The following is an 18,103-nucleotide window of genomic DNA, read 5'->3' on the forward strand; positions in this document are numbered from 1 at the left end:
AATAATAAGCAGGGTTTCACTCTTGCCTCTTGCCTTCTGCTATAGCTGTAAAGCCCTGCGGGCATAGCTGCGCTTACCGCGTAGCGTGGCGTAGGCATTTACTGATTACTGACTGCTGATACCAATTCTGTCTAAAGATGCGCCGAATTTTATAAATAACCGCAAAGGACGTAAAGTACACAAAGAAATAGCTAAAGAAATTTAGCGCAGCCTCATAAAGAAACGGTATGAATACTTACGATTAACTCAAGCATATTGGGGTTTAATTGTTAATTTTTAAGGTTTTGTCGCAAAGCAATTTCAACATTCTTGTATTCTTGTTCAACTTGAGAGAATATTTCTAAACTCTCTTCGAGATTGCCATTTTTTCCCATTATTTCTAACTGTAAGCAAAGTTGAGAAAGAATAATTGCTCCCATAGAAGCACTACTGGATTTAAATTTATGGGCTGTTTGTTCGAGCATCTGAGAATTTTTAGTTATTAAAGATGTTTTCATAGCTTGTATAAGTGGAGGAGATTCTACTAAATAACATTCAACTAATTCAGCAAATATTATTTCGTTACCTGCCAACATATCTTTTAAAGATTCAATAATTTTGGGATCTATGGAACATGGAGTATCAGTAATCGAAAACATTCCCTCATTTATACATTTTACCTTCTGCCTTCTTCCTTCTGCCTTCTGTCCATATTGAATCAGTGCTTGAAATAAATTCTCAATCTGAACTGGTTTACTAATATAGTCATCCATACCAGAAGCTAAACATATTTCCCGATCGCCCCGCATAGCATTAGCAGTCATAGCAATAATATAAGGACGCTGACTAGCTTCCCATTGTTGACAAATTCTTTGAGTTGTTTCCAGTCCATCCATTTCTGGCATTTGTACATCCATAAATACAATATCGTAAGAATGACGTTGTAATGCTGCCAAAACTTCTAAACCATTAGCTGCGACATCTGCCCGATAACCAATTTTTTTGAGCATTAATAAAGCCACTTTTTGATTGACCACTGTATCCTCTGCTAACAAAATCCGCAAAGGTAATTTTTCTGCCAAATGCAAATCAATTTCTGGTGTTTTCGTCTGTAAAATATCCTGTTTAATGGGTTGATTCACTAAAATACGGACAAGGACATTATAAAGCTGAGATTGTTTAATAGGTTTAGTCAAATAAGCAGCAATTTCGATATCATTAAATTCTTTACTAATTTCCGCCTGAGCTAAAGAAGTCAGAATTACCAAGGGCATATTTTGACAGTTTGATTGCTGGCGAATTTCTTTTGCTAAAGTAATTCCATCCATTTCCGGCATCCGAATATCTAGAATGCCAATATCAAAATGAGCGCCCAGACGCAGTTGTGCTAAGGCTTCCTGTCCAGAGGCAGCCGTATAAGTTTGCATATTCCAAGACTCAGTTGTTACCTTGATAATTTTCCGATGAGCAGGATTATCATCTACGATTAATATTCTTTTTCCAGTCAAAGGTACTGAATAAATTGATAATTCCGCTGGTTGTGAATCAGTATCAACCGGGGCAGTGACAGTAAAATAAAAAATTGAGCCGGAAGTAGATTGCAAAGATAAAATTGCTGCTTCATCTTGCCATCTGGGATGAGGATTACCACCAACAAATCCTTGACTTTCTACCCAAAGAGTACCACCCATAATTTCACTTAACCGCTGGCTAATCACTAACCCTAATCCTGTACCTCCATATTGTCTGGTTGTGGAAGCATCAGCTTGGGAAAAAGGTTGAAATAACCGCTTCATTTTGTCTGAGGAAATACCAATACCTGTATCTTTGATGGCAAATAAAAGCTCGTAAATAGGGGTTGGGGAATGGCTAATATTGCGTGGAACTAGTTTTGCCTGTACAGAAAGTATCACTTCTCCTATTTTGGTAAATTTAATAGCATTACCCAATAGATTCATGAGTATCTGACGCACACGAGTCACATCACCAATGATTTGGGTGGGAACTTGAGAATGAATTAGGTAAGCTAATTCAATATCTTTTTCTGCTGCTTTGGGAGCTAAAATATCCAGCACTTGCTCAACACAATCTCGCAAATCAAAAGATTGTTCTTCTAGTTCTAATTTGCCAGATTCGATTTTAGAAAAATCCAGAATATCGTTGATAATGGCCAGCAAAGCTTCGGAGCTAGTGCGAATGGTTTCTACAAAGTCTTGCTGTTGGGGAGTTAGAAGAGTATCTAATAGGACTCCTGTCATGCCAATTACAGCATTCATCGGTGTACGAATTTCATGGCTCATCATGGCCAAAAATTCACTTTTTGCCAGGTTAGCTGCTTCTGCTGTGCGTTTTGCCTGTTCTAAGGCCAAATTTTTGAGAGTTAGTTCTTCTCGTTGATGAGTTTCTTGTTGTAGAAGTTGGGCTTGTGCCACAGCAATGCCCAACTGTGCAGCAACAGCTTCTAGTAATTCAATTTCTTCGGTAGTCCATATACGCAAATGGCTGCATTGGTGCAAACAAATGATTCCATTAGGTTGCCCTTGATAGGAGATACGAATTGCCAACATGGACTTAAGTTGAATTTCTTGGCAGAAAGATGTAAATCCCTGTAACAAGGGATCAATGTATACATCTGGAGAGGCGATCGCTTGATCCTGCAAAATCAATGTTTCTGCGTGGAGATTCCCCATCACAGGAATTTCTGTTTCTACTATGGAAGAGTAACCAGGAACTAGATACTCTGCTACCAAGGGAATACAAGGAATAGGGTTGCTAATATAAGAATGAATCAAGCAACGATCCACTTGCAAAGCTTGGCCAATTTCCGCCGCAGAAGTAGCAAATATTTCCTGGACATCCAAACTTTGACGGATTTTAGCAGTGATTTTTTTCAACAACAGTGTTCGCTGCAACTCTTTGCTCAGAGCTTCTTGTGTTTGTACACGCTCAGTAATGTCCGTGTGTGATCCTACCATCCGCACAGGATTTCCTTCTTCATCCCAAAGTGCTTGTCCCCGGTCTAGAATCCATTTATAGCTACTGTCTTTACAGCGAACTCGATACTCACTAATGTAAAAGGGAGTTTTTTTTGCTAAGTGATCTTGAATTACCTCTAAAACCCACGGTAATTCATCTGGATGCACTCGCTTCACCCATTCATCAAGATGATTAGGTATTTCATGGTCTTCATAACCTAACATTTCTTTCCAGTGAGCAGAAAAAAAGACTGCGTTGGTTTTGATGTTCCAGTCCCAAATGCCATCATTATTACCTTGTAGTGCTAGTTGCCAACGTTCTTCTTTTTCTTTGATTTCTGCTTCTGCTTCTTGCCTTTTGGTAATATCATTTTGAATCCCAATGAAATGAGTTAACTGTCCGTGATCATCATAAATAGGTGAAATACTCAATTCATTCCAAAATAATGTGCCATCTTTGCGGTAATTACGAATTACCACATCACAACTTTTTCCAGCTTTAATTGCTACTCTTAGTTCTTCTAATCCTGATTGCTGAATATCTTGACTTTGTAAAAATCGACAGTTTTTACCTATAACTTCGCTGGCGGTATAACCAGTAATTTTCTCAAAGGCTGGGTTGACATAAATAACTGGATGATGAGTTCTTTTAGCATCAGCAATAACAATGCCGTTATTGGTACTGGCTACAGCCCTTTCTCGCAATTTTAAAGTTTCTTCAACTAACTTCAGGTCAGTAATATCAAACATGAACCCCCGCAGCATAGTTGCTGTTCCTGCTTGCTCTACTACATTTACAATATCTCGTAACCAAACTATTTTTCCATCTGCTGCAAATATTCGATATTCAAATTGATGATTTTCACACTGTGAAGTTAGCTGTCGGCAAAATTGGATAGACTTTTCTCGGTCATCTGGATGTAGATGATTAACCCAAAAATCTTCTTCATACCATTGTGCAGTTGGGTAGCCGAGCAATTCTTCTGCTTGGGGTCCAACATAAATAAATCGCCAGGTTTTCAGGTCTACTTCCCAAGGAATAACTTTGACTGTTTCTAGTAACTGCCGTAACCGATTTTCGCTGCTACGCAGGTCAATTTCTGTTTGTTTATGTTGAGATATTCTCTGATTTAATTTTTGGTTAAGTGCTGTTATTTTATTTTGATTGATTAGAGTAGTTTGAGCAAAATAAACTAATAATGTCAGTATCAACCCTAGCATTATTCCCGCCAACAGTATTAATGTTGGTAGGGGGGAACTTAACTTCTTTAATAATTCATGGTTAGGTGCAATAATGATGTGCCAATTCAGGTTATAATCGTCAATGACTAGGTTTTGTTGCCAAGTTAATTCTGTAATCTGTCCGCCATAATTGTAAATTAAATCTTTTCCATCAAAAATCTGGATCTGATAACCAAATGGTATTTTTAAAATAGAATCAAGCAGAATTTTATTTCCCAAAAATCCTATGATAAATCCATCAAATTTATTCTGGAGATTATTGGTGATTTTATCATTTATAAATAGGGGAATATATGCTAAGAATATTTTACTACCTTTAATCAAATTTACTGTAGGTGTAAAAGTGATTTGGTCGTTATTTTTAGATGATTCTAGAATTGCTTTTTGTTGAAGTTTTTGATTAAAATCAAAATTTTTTACTACTTCGTTTCCTGATTCGGGAATTATCCACCTGACTCGATACGATGGATCTAACCATGCGATCGCTTGATAACCAGCAAAGTCCTGCACATAATTTGTAGCATCAGCTTTCCATTCTTGGTAAGGAGTACCACCACTTTTTTCCCAACGTTGCCCCATGCGCTCTAGTGCTACAATTCGGGTAGTTAGTTCCTGTGTTAACTCAGTTTTAACAGCCATAGCTTGCTGTTGAACTAGTTGTTGAATATCCTTTTGTTCTTCCGTTAACAACCTGTTCCAGAGCAGAGTTACTATAATCAATAGTAAAATTCCCACTAACATCGGCAATAATTTCATATTACTGAAAAATTTAACTGTTTTCATACATTTATTGCCGTGGTGAATATCCATATCAGTTATCAGTTGTTAGTAGAGGAAGGCAAAAGTTTTTTAATTCTTAATTCTTAATTCTTAATTCTTAATTCTTAATTCTTAATTCTTAATTTCTTACTGTCACCTCTTAGTTTGAAGAGGCGATCGCATAACAATTACGTCCTGCTTGTTTTGCCTGATAAAGAGCTTGATCAGCTTGACTAATTAAACATTGAGGAGAACATTGAGAATCAGGAATTAAAGTAGCAATTCCTAAACTCAAGGTAACATATTGACTAACTTGAGAACTAACATGAGGAATAGCCATGTTTGTGATTTGATATCTGATTGATTGCGCTATGTGAATTGCCCCTTCCGTATCTGTATAGGGCAGAATTAATACGAATTCTTCTCCTCCATAACGGGCTAATAAATCAGCAGGGCGTTGTATAGCCTGACTAATAATTTTAGCAACTTGTTTAAGGCATTCATCGCCGGCTGGATGTCCATAAGTATCATTATAATTTTTGAAAAAATCAATATCGCATAAGATTAAAGACAAGGGTAATTTTTCCCTTTTCAATCGTTTCCATTCTTGGAATAAGACTTCATCAAAGCAGCGACGATTGGCAATTTGAGTTAAACTATCTATATTTGCCAGTCGTTTCAATTCTTGATTAGCGGCCTCTAGTTGTTGATAGATATGTGCTTGTTGAATAGCTATAACTAATTGATCTGCTAGTTGTGTGAGTAGGTCTATATCCAATTGCTGCCATTCGCGGGGTCCAGAACATTGATAAGCAACTAGTAATCCCCATAGATTTTTATCTTGGACGATAGGAACAACTAAATTCGCTTGGGCTTGTAATTGGGCAAGTAAATCAATTTGACATTGGGGAATATCTGCGGTATAAATATTGTTGATAACATAAACATTACCTTTTTTATAGTCTTTTCCACATTTTTCTACAAAGTAGCAATCTGTGACTTCTTTTCCCAGAGCAGGTTCCCATTGAGAACCTACAGATTCTACTAATACAGTTCCACTACCATCTGCTTGAAAACGATAAACAATCACTCGGTCAGCTTGCAGTAATTTGCGTACTTCAGTTACGGTCGTCTTCAGAATTATCTCTAAATTTAAAGATTGCCGAATTTTGTGAGTAATTGTCACAATGAGTTTTTCTTGTTCTATTTTGTGTCTTAATTCCTTCATTGCCCAACTCATTTGTAGCAAACGACGAACTCTTTGTCGCAGCACAGCCCAATGAATCGGTTTAGTAATATAATCACTAGCACCAACAGCATAAGCTTTGTCTACAGAATCTGGATCATTCAATCCTGTAATCATCAATATGGGGATGATGTCGCTGAATTCATCTCTAAATTTATCTTTGGCTAGGGCTTGCAATTGAGCGCAGCAGGTAAACCCATCCATCACTGGCATCATGGCATCTAAAAGAACTATATCTGGGTGTAAATGATTATAAATATCTAAAGCTTCTTTGCCATCACTTGCTTCCACAACTTTATATCCTTCTTTTTGCATAGCATGACGTAGTTGCATCTGTATCACTAGGTCATCATCTACAACCAAGACTAGGGGCTTGTTTGGGTGCAAAGAAATAGTCATGTTTGCTATGCAAGTTAGGGAATAGGGAATAGGAAGGAGTATTTGAAATAAAGCTTATCTTAATGCAGTCTTAAAACAAAAGGGTAGACTTTTCAGCCTACCCTAGAAAATTATGAAAAATTAACTGTTGCTAATTAACCCAACAATGCCTTCGCTTTTGCCAAAACATTATCAACGGTAAAGCCAAACTTTTCTAAACAAGTACCACCAGGAGCGGAAGCACCAAAGGTATCAATACTTACGGTGTCACCTTCACTACCAACATATTTATGCCAGCCGAAGCTACTAGCAGCTTCAACAGATAGACGCTTAGTAACAGCTTTTGGTAGCACAGACTCTCTATAAGCTGCATCCTGTTGATCAAACAAAGTTGTGGAAGGTAGAGACACTACACGGACTTTTTTACCTTCAGCGGTGAGTTTTTCGGCTGCGGTGATAGCGAGACTCAATTCTGAACCAGTACCAATGAGGATAATATCTGGTGTACCTTGGCTATCCACTACTACATATCCACCCTTAGCGACACCTTCAATAGATGTACCTGCTAAGTTAGGAACGTTTTGACGAGTGAACGCTAATAAAGTGGAAGCATTTTCCTTAGACTTCTCGATCGCTATTTTATAAGCACCAGAAGTTTCGTTGCCATCTGCGGGACGAATTACTGTTAAATCAGGAATAGCACGCAGAGAAGCTAGGGTTTCAATGGGTTGGTGAGTAGGACCATCTTCACCTTGGCCGATAGAGTCGTGAGTCATGACCCAAATTGACCCAGCTTCGGACAAAGCCGCCAAACGAATAGCAGCCCGCATATAATCGGTGAAGATTAAGAAAGTTGCGCCGTAGGGTATTAAACCGGAACGATGTAGAGCTATACCATTAGCGATCGCACCCATAGCGTGTTCCCGCACACCAAAGTGGATGTTGCGATTTTGGAATTGTCCTTTTTGGAAGTCACCAGCACCTTTGAGTTCAGTGAGGTTGGAGTGGGTTAAGTCAGCAGAACCACCAATTAATTCCGGTAAAACAGCCCCTAGTTTGTTAAGGCAGATTTCTGAGTGTTTGCGGGTGGGTTGTGCTTTGTCTTCAACAGTGTAGGTGGGAAGAACTTTATCCCAACCTTCTGGTAATTTACCGCTGACGAAACGTTCAAATTCTGCGGCTTCTTGGGGATATTTAGCTGTGTAGTCAGCGAAGGTTTTGTTCCAGTCGGTTTCGTAACTAGCACCACGTTCTACTGCTTTGCGGGTATGGTTAAGTACATCCTGGGGAATTTCAAAAGGTGCGTAGTTCCAACCCAAATTTGTACGAGTCAATGCTGTTTCATCTGGGCCTAAAGCTGCACCGTGAATACCAGCGGTGTTTGCTTTGTTAGGAGAACCATAACCGATGGTGGTTGTCACCTTAATCATGGTGGGTTTATCGGTTACAGCTTTTGCTGCCTCAATGGCTTTGGCAATTCCTTCTAAATCGGTGTTACCGTCTTTAACGTGCAGAACGTGCCAGCCGTAAGATTCAAACCGTTTGGAAACATCTTCGGTAAATGCCACATCTGTAGAACCATCAATAGAGATGTGGTTGTCATCATAAAGAGCGATGAGTTTGCCTAATCCCCAGTGACCTGCTATGGAAGCAGCTTCACCAGAAATACCTTCCATGTTGCAACCATCACCAAGAATTACATAAGTGTAGTGGTCAACAATTTTAGCATCGGGTTTGTTGAATTTAGCAGCCAGGTGTGCTTCCGCTACGGCTAAACCAACCGCATTAGCGATTCCCTGACCTAAAGGTCCTGTTGTTACTTCTACACCTGCTGTCACAAAATTTTCGGGGTGGCCTGGGGTCTTAGACCCCCATTGACGAAATTGTTTGATGTCGTCTATGGTAACGCTATCGTAGCCCATCAAATACAGTAAGGCATACTGCAACATTGAGCCATGACCAGCGGACAAGACAAAGCGATCGCGGTTGAACCACTGGGGATTTTTGGGATTATAACGCATGAAGCGATCCCAAAGTACAAAAGCCATTGGAGCCGCGCCCATCGGTAGTCCGGGGTGTCCCGATTTGGATTTTTCTATGGCATCAACAGCCAAAAAGCGGATCGAGTTAATACAAAGTTCTTCGAGGGATTGGGTTGCAACAGCCATAATCTCTTGTTTTTAACGACGGGTTAACACTCTTTGTAGCTTGCTATTTCTGGGTTCGTAATAAAGCGATCCCATCATTCTCATCATCCCATTCCTGCCTGTCGATCAACAAGCGGGATATTCTGAGTTTCTGGTAATGAATAAAGCTAATAATTTGGTTGTGCCGAACCCTTGGTTCATCTGGGAATGATATTTATCATACTTTCCACAGGTTCACTTTAGGAGTTCACAAGGCAAGGAGTTCAAGGAGGTAGACGGGAAGAGGCAGGAGGCAAAAGGCAGGAGGCAAAAGTTAAGTTTCTTCCCCCTACACCCTACACCCTACACCCTACACCCTTGAGTTTTAGAGGTATTTCTTAAAGGCTATGGTGACATTATGTCCACCAAATCCAAAAGAGTTGGATAATGCCACATCTACTTTTTGCTGACGGCTAGTGTGGGGTACATAATCTAAGTCACAACCCTCATCAGGATTATCCAAATGGATGGTTGGGGGGATGTGATCATTAGCGATCGCAAAAACTGTGGCCACTGCTTCAATGCCACCAGAACCTCCTAACAGGTGTCCTGTCATAGACTTGGTGGAACTAATTGCTATCTTGTAAGCCTGATCGCCTAACGCCTTTTTAATGGCTGCTGTTTCTGTGACATCATTGGCTGAAGTGCTAGTTCCATGAGCATTGATGTAACTCACCATTTCTGGTGTTAGTTGAGCATCTTTGAGTGCCAGTTCTATTGCTCTAGCAGCACCTAAACCACCGGGTACAGGGGAGGTAATATGATATGCATCACAGGTCATGCCATAGCCGATCATTTCTGCGTAGATGCGAGCGCCGCGACTGAGGGCGTGTTCTAATTCTTCCAGAATTAAAATTCCTGAACCTTCACCCATGACAAACCCATCTCGGTCTCTGTCAAAGGGACGAGACGCTGCGTTTGGGTCATTGCGAGTTGAAAGGGCCTTAGCTGCGGCAAATCCTGCTACAGATAAGGGTGTTACGGCTGCTTCAGAACCGCCACAAATCATGGCTTGGGCATAGCCATTTTGAATTAGACGAAAAGCGTCCCCAATGGCGTTGGAACCAGCCGCGCAAGCTGTCACAGAACAGGAATTTGGACCTTTAGCACCTGTGTGAATTGCTGTTAATCCTGCTGCCATATTGGCAATCATCATCGGTATCATGAACGGACTACAGCGATCAGCTCCTCGATTGAGGTAGACTGTTTGTTGATCTTCTAATACTTTAATGCCACCAACACCTGAACCGATCATGACACCTATGTGTTCGGCGTTGAGGTCATTGATAACTAATTGCGCGTCTGATATGGCCTGTTTAGCAGCTGCGATCGCAAATTGGGCAAACCGATCTGTGCGCTTGGCTTCTTTACGCACCATGTATTCATGAGGATCGAAATTCTTCACCTCCCCCGCAATTCGACAGTCATGCTTAGACGCATCAAAAGATGTAATGTAGTCTATGCCATTGCGTCCGCTTAACAATCCTTCCCAATATTCAGATGGTGTGTTACCAAGAGGTGTAATCGCGCCAACACCAGTTACAACAACGCGTTTACGTTTATAGTCTGTCATGATTCAGTTAAAGGTAGCGAAAAAGCAGCAAGCAGAACAATTTATAAAGTGCTGAGTTGTGAGTCCTGAGCCAAGATTATATTTATGCTTAGTGCTTTTCACAGAAGTAGGACTTACTCAGCACGGAGCAAATTTAATTGCTACACATTGGCTGAGGGTTGTGGCTAGGCAGTGCCTTATAGGAGAGATTCCTCGGACTGCGTTGCTTGACCAATGCACTGGATCATCAGGACTCAGAAATTTTTCAGGCAGATGTAGCAGCGTGACTGTTGATGTAGTCTACTACCTCTTGAACCGTTAAAATCTTTTCAGCGTCTTCATCAGGAATTTCGATATCAAATTCTTCTTCCAAAGCCATTACCAATTCCACAATATCGAGAGAATCAGCTTGTAAATCATCTGTAAATGAAGCATTTGGTACTACTTTACTAGCGTCCTCAATCTCCAGTTGCTTGACTACGATAGTCTTTACTTTTTCAAAAATGTCAGCTTGGCTCATAGATAAAAGTCCTTAACTAGTTGCTATGATCTGCTCTTGATGAGAAATGTTTTTTTGAGCATATACATCTTATCGGAAAGCGTGATCCTCAGTACAGTTATCAGTTATCAGTGGAAAAAGGAAAAAGGCCAGGGGTACTCATGCAAAATGTTGATTAATTTTTTCCTGCACTCTACTCCTTATCCTTACCTCTTGCCTACTGCCTCTTGCTGCCTGTCTTTTTCAAGTTTGTTATCCTCATCTCAAACTCAAACATAATTTTATGTTATTGCCAACGCTAAAATACGCTTATTTTCCAGGTTGTGTTGCTCAAGGGGCTTGTCGAGAGCTTCACCAATCTACCCTAGCTCTCTCAAAAGCATTAGGCATTGAACTAATTGAACTGAAAAAAGCGGCTTGCTGTGGTTCTGGTACGTTTAAAGAAGATTCTCAATTGTTAGAAGATACGGTTAACGCAAGAAATATCGCTCTGGCAGAAGAATTAAATTTACCTTTATTGACTCATTGCAGCACTTGTCAAGGAGTAATTGGTCATGTCGATGAACGTTTGAAAGAATATCAGTTAACTAATACCGATTACTTGCATCAAGTTAATGGGTTGTTACAAAAAGAAGGTTGTTTGCCTTATCGTGGTACTACGGAAGTGAAACATCTTCTTTATGCCCTAGTGGCAGATTATGGTTTAGAAAAAATCAGTCAGCGTGTCACCCGCAAGTTATCAAGTCTCAAATGTGCAGCTTTTTATGGCTGTTATCTCCTCCGCGCTCAACAATCTATGCTTAATGACGACCCATTCAAACCGGAAGCAATGGAAAATGTATTTCGGGCTGTGGGTGCAACTCCTATATATTATCGTGGACGCACTCAATGTTGTGGTTGGCCTCTTTCTAGTTATGCTACTACAGAATCATTCAAAATGGCAGGGATGCACATTCAAGAAGCTTTAGAAAGTGGTGCTGATTGTATTGTTACACCTTGTCCTTTGTGTCATTTAAATTTAGATTCTCGTCAGCCAGAGGTAGAAAAGGTCATTGGTAAAAAGTTAGGTTTACCTGTTTTACATTTACCTCAATTAATTGCTTTATCACTGGGAGTTAGTCCTGAGTTATTGGGTTTAGATAGACATATTGTTTCGACAAAACCAGTTTTGGAAAAATTGGGACTCTAACAGCTAAAAGCCTACGTTTTACCAGTTATCGTAGGCTTAAATTACATCAACTATGACTGTACCACCTTCTTGAAAATCAATACTGAGATGATAATCTTGAAGTAGTGCAGTTCCAATAAGTGGACGACGACCCATAGCTAAAACTGCAACATTGCGCTCTACGCCATTCCATAAAATAGTTGCTAGATAAACATCAGTTGCAATGTTGGAATTATCGGCAAGATTGGCATTAATCCTGGTGACATAAGTCAACCCAAGTTTGGCTATTGCAGCAGGTGGCAAGGTCAAAAAACCTTCAAATCCCTTATCTACTACGCACTTAATTTCTATGTTTGGATTTCCTGAGAGACACAAAATTATACCTATTTGAGCTTGCAGCCCAACTACAGTTCCATTGATCACTCTACCGTCCTAACTAATGTACCACCAACCGCATAGACGGCATTAAACCCAATTCTTTCTGTCCAAAGTGCTACATCCGCTTGTTTGGTTCGTAGCCGCAGACTTGTTGTTAGTAAATCATCACCTATTTCATATTCGCCAGTCTCAACATTGATTGAGATAATTTTGCCGATATTTGCTGGTGTTTCTACTAGAGGACGAATGCTATTTTCATAGATTTCTTTGCCACGTTGGGTAATTTCGTCATCACTAAGTTTGGGTTTGGACATACAGCCAATATCCTTTTTCTTCAAATTCCGTAGGTTTCCATTACGATTGGAAAACAAAAGCTAGTATTGTATGGCGAAATTCGTAATGGTCTCAGATTTTTTAAATAGTGGGTTAATTTACACCGTGCTGTAAATGATAAAATAAAAGAGCTAAAATTTACGAGTGGTAAGGCTTGAATATTAGCAAATCTTAATGTCCTATGGCGTGCGCTCACCCTTCAATTACCTGCATAAATTCCTACGAATACAGCGGAATGTAGGATAAAAGTGATCGCATTTATGCCCTTGTAATCCGTCAGGGAAACTCTACATTTAATCAGCAGTGCTTCCCAGAAAAAATGAAAAGTTAAGGATGTTGAGTTAAAAGGTTACTTTTGTCCTAATTGACGTTTTAATTCCTTTAAAGATTGATAAATATCTGGCAGACGGCTATAAACAGCAGAGACTTTCAGATATAGTTTGTGTGGAATTGCTGGAGAACCAGAAACAATTTCTCCTGGTGCAACATTGTTGTGAATACCAGCTTGAGCAGAGGCGATCGCACCATCTCCTATTGTCACTTGATTTGCTATTCCTGACTGTCCAGCTAGTATAACTCGATTGCCTACCTTCACACCTCCAGCCATACCTGCTTGACCTGCGATCGCACAACCTGATCCAATTTGGCAACCATGACCAATTTGTACTAAGTTGTCAATTTTTGTATATTTGCCAATTCTGGTTTCTCCCACTGCGGGACGGTCTACTGCACTGTTACAACCAATTTCTACCCCATCTTCCAAAACTGTATAACCAGATTGTTCCATTTTTAACCAACCTGTGCGGGTAGGAACAAAACCAAAACCTTCTGCACCGATAACAGCACCGCTGTGAATTACGCAGTCTGCACCGATTTGGGTACGCTCGTGGATGGTACAGTTGGCGTGTAAGGTGGTGCGATCGCCTATTTTTGCATCTGGATAAACAACGACATTGGGATGGATAACTGCACCGTTACCAATTTCTGCACCTTGAGAAATGACCACATGAGCGCCAATATACACATCTTTACCGATTTTGGCTGTGGGGTGAATAACGGCGCTGGGATGAATTTCTGGGGTGGGTTGATAGGGTTGATAAAAAAGAGCGATCGCTTGAGCAAACAATAATCTTGGTTCTGCTGTTGTTAACCATGCAATACCCTTTTCTGTTGCTTGCATCTGCAATTGTTCATTTTGAGGCAAAATTAAAGCACTAGCATGAGTAGAATTGATAAAAGAGGCAAATTTTCCCCCTTCCACATAACTGATACTCCCACTGGTTGCTTCATCTATAGCTGCAACTCCAGTGATTTCAGGATTTTGTTCTGGGTTAGTTTCCAGGCTGTGTGTTTTAACAGTTTCAGCTAATAAATTAAGAATTTCACTAAATTTCATAATTCCATCTTGAAAGTTGATTTAAAGGCTTTGTCACCAACAGGGTGTAGGGAACCCCATAATTAAAATCAGGGGTTTCAAGCAAGGACGCTGTATTTTTCGCACTACGCACCTCAAAATACATCTTTTTTCTGTTTCCATACTTAAAAGTAGGAGCTTGTACCTCAACTTCGGAGCTTTTTCTTCCCCACACCCTTACACTTTACACCGCCATGTTTTGTCCAGCTAAATAAGCGGTTGTCCAAGCACTTTGAAAGTTAAAACCCCCAGTAATACCATCAATATCCAAAATTTCCCCAGCAAAGTACAAACCAGGAACTAATTTACTTTCCATTGTTTTAAAGTTCACTTCTTTGAGGTTTACCCCACCACAGGTAACAAATTCTTCTTTAAAAGCACCTTTGCCATTAATTAAATATTCTCCCTGAGAGATTTCTTGAACTAGCTGATTTAAGGTTTTGCTGGATATTTCTGCCCAACGGTCTTCAGTGGTAATACCGATACGAGCGATTAAGTATTGCCAGAGACGGTGAGGTAAGTCTACTCCGCGATGGAGAGCGATCGCTTTTTTGCCCCATTCTTGTTTTACATTTAACAGCCTTTGTCTAACTTCTGCTTGTGGCAAGTTGGGCAACCAATTAATATATAATTTGCCTTGATAACGGGTTTCATGGAGAATTCTTGCACCCCAAGCGGATAATTTCAACACTGCTGGACCACTCACACCCCAATGGGTAATTAACAAGGGTCCTGTTTGTTGTAATGGGTTTTTACCTGCAACTGCTAAACGTATATTTACAGGATTAACGCTAATTCCTGCTAAGGCTCGAAACTTGGGTTCAGGAATGTTGAAAGTAAATAGGGAAGGAACAGGGGTTTCAATCTGATGACCTAATTCTCTAGCGATTTTATGACCGATTAAATTACTACCTGTAGCTAAAAGTAAGCGATGGCAATCTAGAGTTTCTCCTGATTTGAGAACAATTTCAAAACCCTCGTTTTTTCGGTTTACAGAAATTACAGGTGTACCAATACTAAGTTCTACATCAGCAATAGCTACAGCCTTGATTAAAGATTCGGCAATGGTTTCGGAACGATCTGTAATGGGAAACATCCGTCCATCTGCTTCTGTTTTCAAATTTACACCATGTGCGGCAAACCAAGCTACTGTGTCTAAGGGTTGAAAACGAGTAAAAGCACCCCGCAAGGCTTTACCACCTCTGGGGTAATTCTGCACTAACTCTTCAGCAGCAAAACAAGCGTGAGTGACGTTACAGCGTCCCCCACCGGAAATGAGAACTTTTGCCAGTGGTTGACGACTGGCTTCTATTACAGTAACTTGGGCTTGAGGATTAGCTTCGGCACAGGCGATCGCACCAAAGAAACCTGCTGCCCCACCACCAATAACTACAATTTGCAAGGGTAACAACTTCAATAATTTTTCAATAACACCTACTTTACTACAGGACTTACGCACAGAATCTGTCGTCAGGGCTGGGTGTAAGGGTGTAAGGGTGTAAGGGTGTAGGGGTTTTCCTCCTATCTATCTCACCATCACCCTACCATTCCAAAACCTTTATCTTTCGTTGTTTTGCGTAAGTCCTATACTATAGGAGTTCAGGAGTATGGCTAACGCCACGCTTCGCTATCAGTAGTTCAGTAGTATGGCTTACGCCACGCTGCGCTATCAGGAGTTTAGTAGTTCAGTAGGAAGAATTTATTTTTCTCTCCTACACCCCTACACCCCTAAACCCTTTACTCTTCCACCATTTCAAAATCTGATTTTACTGCACCACAAACTGGACATACCCAATCATCAGGGATATCTTCAAAGGCTGTTCCTGGTTCTATGCCACTATCAGGATCACCTATTTCGGGGTCATATTCATATCCACAAACAGTACATATATATTTTATCATTGTGTATATTTCTGCTATTTCTTATAAGTTTATATATAAATTTATATATAAATGTATTTATTTGCTTATACCCGGTGATAGATATTAAAAACGCCACCATCTGCGTTGAAAGTAACCAAAAATACCTAATGCGATCGCTCCGAACAACAACAGCCAAATTACACCACCAGGAACAAAAGTGAGAATTCCCAAGCCTCTGAGTGTCCATAGGGCTATTCCCATACCCAAAAGAATGCCCAGTATTTGGGTTAATTTGCGATTGATATAAGATTGATTCACTTGATTTTCCTCTCAATTTCAGCAGGTCAAAAAATTTCCGGTCGAGACAGGGTGTAAGTGGTAGGAAGTAGGGAGAAAGATATTTTTGAGAATTTCTGCACAGATGCCAAAATTATAACTAATTTACACAACATGGGAGTGGGATTGTCCTAACTGTGGGACGCATCACGACCCAATACTTTTCGGTGAAGAGTTTTTGTAGGTTTGGTTCAAAGAAAGTGCAAACCAACAATTACCAAAAGTCTGAAACGACAAAATTATGTTAATACATATCATGGTAAATTTGTAAAGTGCATAATTCCAAAAATTCAACTGTAATTAAAATTTAGAGGAGTAAAATTTATCAAAATTTGATGGTTTACAGCTCCTAGTTTGGTGGATGATGGGAATCAGTTATGGCATTTGTCAATGGATGAAAACAGACAGTGATCAGAAAACACGAAGACCAAAAGACTTTCAATCCTGGTTTCTGTTAAGAGTTCCCTATTCCCTGCCATATATATTCAGTTACCAAGTTTTATTTACAGTCATTTAGACCCCTACTGAAACCTGACGCATTTCAAGATGGGTAAATCTCAGGGAAATAGCAGCTAAACGAGAAGAAAGTTCACTGATAACTCTTAATTGAGGAGTAACTAAAATCACTATGTCTGCGTTTGATATCTCAGACTCCAATAATAAAGGTACAAATATGCTCTGGAATCAAGACAAGCAAAGGATGTTGATACAGGGTGAGATTTTGCTGCAACCGCGATCGCATACAATCTGGGGTGGTGCTGTCACCGCGTGGATGTATTTACCCTTAGTACGTACAAATGTATGGCAGCAGCTTACAGATTACCCTCGGTGGGTACAATATTTTCCTGACATTACCAAAAGCGAAGTTTTAGGCAAAGGTGATGTCAAACGTCTGTATCAAGCGGCACAAAAAGCTTTTTTAATTTTCACAGCCCAAGTAGAAATTTATCTCAACGTTGTTGAGGTGATAGGGCAGCAAATTCAATTTCGCATGGAAAAGGGTAGCTTTGAGGATTTTCACGCCAAATTAGAACTGCAAGACTTGGGTAATGGTACGCTATTAGCCTATACAGTGCAAGCAACACCGAATATTCCCATCCCCTCAATTTTTATTCAACAAGCAATAAACTTGGAATTACCAGCGAATATGCGTAAAATGCGACAAGTGCTTTGTAATAGTCAATAACAGTAATGTCACAGGCAAAAGCTATTTTGGAATTTTGGTTTGGTCATCCTGATGAACTAGGTTACGGTAAACCCCGACAACTATGGTTTAGCAAAGAACCTGATATAGACCGAGAAATACAGACTCGGTTTTTTTCAGATTACCAAAAAGCTGCACAGGGATACTTAGACGATTGGATAAACACACCGGAAACCTGTTTAGCTTTAATTCTGCTGCTAGATCAATTTCCCCGAAATATGTTTCGCAACACCCCCCAAGCCTTTGCAACTGACTGGGAAGCACTCTCAGCAGCACAACACGCTGTTGCACAAGGTTATGACCGGGAATTGCTGCCTGTACAACGTTGGTTTATTTACTTACCTTTTGAACACAGTGAAAATTTAGAACACCAGCGCAAGTGCATTAAATTATTTCAGCAGCTTAGTCACGATCCTGATAGTGCTAGTCCTATAGAGTATGCGTTTAGGCATAAAGAAATTATTGCCCGGTTTGGGCGTTTTCCTCATCGTAATCAAATCTTAGGGCGTGTATCTACCTCTGAAGAAGAGGAATTTTTACAGGAAGAAGGCAGTACATTTTAGAGAGTGTAGGGTGTGGGGTGTGGGGTGT

14 protein-coding genes are annotated in these 18,103 nt (G+C 40.1%); 3 read left to right on the forward strand and 11 right to left on the reverse strand.

Annotated elements, in window-relative coordinates; genetic code table 11:
• Positions 1-269 precede the first annotated feature (269 nt).
• The 5 genes from A0J48_RS14145 to acpP form a co-directional block, all read right to left on the reverse strand.
• Positions 270-4,979 carry a PAS domain S-box protein gene (locus A0J48_RS14145; RefSeq protein WP_234300921.1) on the reverse strand — a complete coding sequence of 1,570 codons (4,710 nt, stop codon included), beginning with the start codon at positions 4,977-4,979 and terminating at the stop codon, positions 270-272.
• 136 nt (positions 4,980-5,115) lie between these two features.
• Positions 5,116-6,600, reverse strand: coding sequence for a diguanylate cyclase domain-containing protein (locus tag A0J48_RS14150; RefSeq protein WP_200324025.1), 1,485 nt, complete (start codon positions 6,598-6,600; stop codon positions 5,116-5,118).
• Positions 6,601-6,734: 134 nt separating this feature from the next.
• A complete protein-coding gene (tkt, locus tag A0J48_RS14155; protein WP_200324027.1) occupies positions 6,735-8,747 on the reverse strand; it encodes a transketolase in 2,013 nt (670 codons plus the stop codon).
• Positions 8,748-9,090: 343 nt separating this feature from the next.
• Positions 9,091-10,338, reverse strand: coding sequence for a beta-ketoacyl-ACP synthase II (gene fabF, locus A0J48_RS14160; RefSeq protein ID WP_200324028.1), 1,248 nt, complete (start codon positions 10,336-10,338; stop codon positions 9,091-9,093).
• A gap of 244 nt (positions 10,339-10,582) precedes the next feature.
• Positions 10,583-10,837 carry an acyl carrier protein gene (gene acpP / locus A0J48_RS14165; RefSeq protein WP_200324029.1) on the reverse strand — a complete coding sequence of 85 codons (255 nt, stop codon included), beginning with the start codon at positions 10,835-10,837 and terminating at the stop codon, positions 10,583-10,585.
• A gap of 262 nt (positions 10,838-11,099) precedes the next feature.
• Here acpP and A0J48_RS14170 point away from each other — a divergent pair, with 262 nt between their 5' ends.
• Entirely contained in the window at positions 11,100-12,005 is a 906-nt protein-coding gene (locus A0J48_RS14170) for a CoB--CoM heterodisulfide reductase iron-sulfur subunit B family protein (RefSeq protein WP_200324030.1), read from the forward strand.
• A 36-nt stretch (positions 12,006-12,041) separates the two neighbouring features.
• On the opposite strand, the gene A0J48_RS14175 is transcribed toward A0J48_RS14170, so the two are convergent.
• The 6 genes from A0J48_RS14175 to A0J48_RS14200 form a co-directional block, all read right to left on the reverse strand.
• A complete protein-coding gene (locus A0J48_RS14175) occupies positions 12,042-12,407 on the reverse strand; it encodes a clan AA aspartic protease (RefSeq protein WP_200324031.1) in 366 nt (121 codons plus the stop codon).
• Positions 12,404-12,676, reverse strand: a complete 273-nt coding sequence (locus A0J48_RS14180; RefSeq protein WP_200324032.1) for a hypothetical protein — start codon at positions 12,674-12,676, stop codon at positions 12,404-12,406. The genes A0J48_RS14175 and A0J48_RS14180 overlap by 4 nt, the downstream gene beginning before the upstream one ends.
• Before the next feature lie 368 nt (positions 12,677-13,044).
• Complete coding sequence (lpxD, locus tag A0J48_RS14185; protein ID WP_200324033.1) at positions 13,045-14,091, reverse strand: UDP-3-O-(3-hydroxymyristoyl)glucosamine N-acyltransferase; 1,047 nt, start codon at positions 14,089-14,091, stop codon at positions 13,045-13,047.
• Between the two features lie 202 nt (positions 14,092-14,293).
• Complete coding sequence (locus A0J48_RS14190) at positions 14,294-15,520, reverse strand: BaiN/RdsA family NAD(P)/FAD-dependent oxidoreductase (protein WP_200324043.1); 1,227 nt, start codon at positions 15,518-15,520, stop codon at positions 14,294-14,296.
• A 326-nt stretch (positions 15,521-15,846) separates the two neighbouring features.
• On the reverse strand, positions 15,847-16,011 hold the full coding sequence (rd, locus tag A0J48_RS14195) for a rubredoxin (protein ID WP_200324035.1): 165 nt from the start codon (positions 16,009-16,011) through the stop codon (positions 15,847-15,849).
• A gap of 84 nt (positions 16,012-16,095) precedes the next feature.
• Entirely contained in the window at positions 16,096-16,290 is a 195-nt protein-coding gene (locus A0J48_RS14200; protein WP_200324037.1) for a hypothetical protein, read from the reverse strand.
• A gap of 646 nt (positions 16,291-16,936) precedes the next feature.
• Between A0J48_RS14200 and A0J48_RS14205 the strand changes: the two genes are divergently transcribed.
• Positions 16,937-17,494, forward strand: coding sequence for an SRPBCC family protein (locus A0J48_RS14205; RefSeq protein WP_200324038.1), 558 nt, complete (start codon positions 16,937-16,939; stop codon positions 17,492-17,494).
• A 5-nt stretch (positions 17,495-17,499) separates the two neighbouring features.
• On the forward strand, positions 17,500-18,075 hold the full coding sequence (locus A0J48_RS14210) for a DUF924 family protein (RefSeq protein WP_200324039.1): 576 nt from the start codon (positions 17,500-17,502) through the stop codon (positions 18,073-18,075).
• The last annotated feature ends 28 nt before the right edge of the window (positions 18,076-18,103 follow it).

This window comes from Sphaerospermopsis aphanizomenoides BCCUSP55, from assembly GCF_001586785.1.
Classification (GTDB): domain Bacteria; phylum Cyanobacteriota; class Cyanobacteriia; order Cyanobacteriales; family Nostocaceae; genus Sphaerospermopsis_A; species Sphaerospermopsis_A aphanizomenoides_A.

Coding starts and splice junctions, on each gene's coding strand:
- A0J48_RS14145 (WP_234300921.1), bottom strand. CDS start 4,979: ATGAAAACAGTTAAATTTTTCAGTAATATGAAATTATTGCCGATGTTA.
- A0J48_RS14150 (WP_200324025.1), bottom strand. CDS start 6,600: ATGACTATTTCTTTGCACCCAAACAAGCCCCTAGTCTTGGTTGTAGAT.
- tkt (WP_200324027.1), bottom strand. CDS start 8,747: ATGGCTGTTGCAACCCAATCCCTCGAAGAACTTTGTATTAACTCGATC.
- fabF (WP_200324028.1), bottom strand. CDS start 10,338: ATGACAGACTATAAACGTAAACGCGTTGTTGTAACTGGTGTTGGCGCG.
- acpP (WP_200324029.1), bottom strand. CDS start 10,837: ATGAGCCAAGCTGACATTTTTGAAAAAGTAAAGACTATCGTAGTCAAG.
- A0J48_RS14170 (WP_200324030.1), top strand. CDS start 11,100: ATGTTATTGCCAACGCTAAAATACGCTTATTTTCCAGGTTGTGTTGCT.
- A0J48_RS14180 (WP_200324032.1), bottom strand. CDS start 12,676: ATGTCCAAACCCAAACTTAGTGATGACGAAATTACCCAACGTGGCAAA.
- lpxD (WP_200324033.1), bottom strand. CDS start 14,091: ATGAAATTTAGTGAAATTCTTAATTTATTAGCTGAAACTGTTAAAACA.
- rd (WP_200324035.1), bottom strand. CDS start 16,011: ATGATAAAATATATATGTACTGTTTGTGGATATGAATATGACCCCGAA.
- A0J48_RS14205 (WP_200324038.1), top strand. CDS start 16,937: ATGTCTGCGTTTGATATCTCAGACTCCAATAATAAAGGTACAAATATG.
- A0J48_RS14210 (WP_200324039.1), top strand. CDS start 17,500: ATGTCACAGGCAAAAGCTATTTTGGAATTTTGGTTTGGTCATCCTGAT.